At 70.5% G+C, this 933-nt stretch carries 1 protein-coding gene; it reads left to right on the top strand.

The genetic code is table 11. The features are described 5' to 3' along the window. A partial coding sequence (locus tag LCD35_RS29670) for a molybdopterin-dependent oxidoreductase (protein ID WP_225045322.1) occupies positions 1–915 on the top strand: 915 nt, incomplete at its 5' end. Between the last annotated feature and the right edge of the window lie 18 nt (positions 916–933).

Below are 933 nucleotides of genomic sequence, written 5' to 3'. Positions count from 1 at the left end.
CCCCCGATCCCCGGCACCGATTTCGCCGACGCGGGCACCCCCACCTTCATCACCCCGAACGACGACTTCTACCGAGTCGACACCGCACTGAGCATCCCCCGCATCGACCTCGCCGACTGGCGACTGCGCGTGCACGGCATGGTCGAGCGCGAACTCGACCTCGACTTCACCGCACTGCGCCGATTCCCCCAGACCACCCGCACCATCACCATGACCTGCGTCTCCAACGAAATCGGCGGCCCCTACACCTCCACCGCCGAATTCACCGGCGTCCCCATCCGCGACGTCCTCCTCGCCGCCGGAATCCGCCCCGGAGCCGAACAGGTCTTCAGCACCAGCACCGACGGATTCACCGCCGGAACACCCGCCGACGCACTCCTCGAACCCGAACGCGGCGCCCTGCTCGCCTACGGCATGAACGGCGAGCCCCTCCCCGCCGCCCACGGCTACCCCGTCCGCATGGTCACCCCCGGCCTCTACGGCTATGTCTCCGCCACCAAATGGCTCACCGACCTCGAACTCACCACCTTCGACAAGCAGGCCTACTGGATCCAACGCGGCTGGGGACGCCTCGCCCCCATCAAGGTCCAATCCCGCATCGACACCCCCGGCGGATTCGGCCGCATCCCCGCCGGCCGCACCACCATCGCCGGCACCGCCTGGGCCCAACCCATCGGCATCGAACGCGTCGAAGTCCGCGCCGACGGCGGACCGTGGCACACCGCCCGACTGTCCACAGAGGTCAACCCCCACACCTGGCGGACGTGGCGCTGCGAACTCGACCTCCCACCCGGCGGCCACACCATCGAATGCCGCGCCACCGACCACCACGGCACCACCCAAACCCCCCGCCGCGCCCCCGTCCTCCCCCCCGGCGCCCCCGGCTGGCCCGCCGGCTTCTGCCCCCCCCCCTGACCCCCCCGAAAAAGATTC

It is taken from the genome of Saccharopolyspora sp. 6V (genome assembly GCF_020176785.1).
Classification (GTDB): domain Bacteria; phylum Actinomycetota; class Actinomycetes; order Mycobacteriales; family Pseudonocardiaceae; genus Saccharopolyspora_C; species Saccharopolyspora_C gregorii.
This window is presented reverse-complemented; position numbering and strand designations above follow the sequence as displayed.